Origin of the sequence: Flavobacterium proteolyticum (assembly GCF_015223105.1) — a bacterium.
In the GTDB taxonomy this organism is placed as follows: Bacteria; Bacteroidota; Bacteroidia; order Flavobacteriales; family Flavobacteriaceae; genus Flavobacterium; species Flavobacterium proteolyticum.
The window spans coordinates 1-1,711 of record NZ_JADFTZ010000016.1; the positions used below are offsets into that span (position 1 = coordinate 1).

Below are 1,711 nucleotides of genomic sequence, written 5' to 3' on the forward strand. Positions count from 1 at the left end.
TTAAAAAATGAAAAAATCTCATGTTGGGCGATTTTAATTAATTAAGTAAAATAAAAGCTCCTTGTTTTTTAAGGAGCTTTTAAAAAAATTAAAAAGTTAAGCTTAGTCTTTTAAACATCTTAAACTAGAAGCTACCCTTGAATAAATTGGTCTTCTTACATCTTTTTGATTAGATATCAAAACTCTTGCAAAGTAGGAAATACCAGATTTTGTTGATGTAGTATATGCAACAAAAATATTTCTACCATTAAATGTTAATTGAGAGGTAGCATTAACTCTATAACCAGGAAGATTACCATTAAAACCCGTTTTATTAAGTAATCCATTAAAATTTCCACCTAAACCTCTTAATTTAGTTCCAACATCACTATCTGTACCTCTTTGAAGTGTTACTCCATTCAAATGAGAATCAATAGCACTCATACCAAGATGTGTTTCTAATTTCATAAATTCGCAATCAGAAGGCACATGAAATCCTGTAGGACAAACCCCTTGTGCTCTTTCTTGAGTAGCCCCATTCATTGCAGCTTTAAATTGATATAGCAAACCATCACCTAGTGTTGCTGGAGTGGTCGACCAACCTAAACTTCCATTTGTTTGAACCGTATTATAATAACCCCATGAAGCATCATTTGCCTTATATGTTCCTGGAACAAGATCTACTTCAGAATTCCAAATATTAGCTCCAGTGTTTGGTAAATCAGGATAGTTTGAAGGAGTTGCTATTGAATTATACCTAAACCAACATTGACCTCCAATCTCTACTAAAGCTCTATCTGTAAACCCCATTGAAGCCATACCATCTGCCCAATTATACTCTATCCCAAGTGTAGTTACTGGATCATCATTTATTGTTGCATTTGGAACAGATGCGCAACCTGACACTGAAATAACTTTATCCAAACACTCTGTGATTTCAGGCAAAATTGTTGAACCAAGTGTACTAGGGTTAATATTAGATGAAATTGTAGTACCGTTCTTATCACATCTCCATTCTGTTCCATCAAAATACATTAAACAATTTACATTTAAATTATAAACCATTAGTCCAGGAATTGGCGCTAATGCCTGCATTTGTGAAGTTGTTAATCTAGGTGGTAAAATACCTGCTGTTGTTACATCAGGAAATGAAAGCGCCATTGACGATTGATTTGAACTATTTTGATAATCTCTTATTTCCTGAATTTTAACCCTGCCCGACAAAGTAAGATCGTCAGAATTTACTGAAAAGTTTCTTAATTCTCTTCGATATCCTCCATTGTTGTTCCCTATACCTCCAATACTTACTGTTCCTCCAGTTTCAGTTTGAATTGCCGTTCTTGCATTAGGCCCTGAATGATTATTAATAAAAACTACCCCTGTTTGTTGCTCAACAGGAACTTCAGGATCAACCCCTCCATCTAAAAATAATTCAAAACCTTGATTTGTAGTATTACGATTAAAACTAATTTGTGGCGATAAAGCTCTAGCATTCGAAGTTGAAGTGCCAGCTATATAAAGATTCGGCACAGTCGTATTAGGAGTTCTATAGTAGATTCCTAACATTGAATCACCATTCGAATCTTCTATCACTTGTACTGCATCATCCCCTTTTATAGTTAACTTTCCACTTGGTGTTGTTGTTCCAATACCTACTTTTCCAGCAGTGTAAACTGCATCAGCTGGGTCTGTACCATCAACAAATTTTCCACCAGCAGCGCCAGCTTCAAAT

Annotated in this window: 1 protein-coding gene; it reads right to left on the reverse strand. The window is 35.0% G+C overall.

Features of this window, described 5'->3' with window-relative positions:
• Positions 1–102: 102 nt before the first annotated feature.
• Positions 103–1,711, reverse strand: a 1,609-nt coding sequence (locus IM755_RS12755) for an FISUMP domain-containing protein (protein ID WP_194097463.1), incomplete at its 5' end; no start/stop codon positions are given.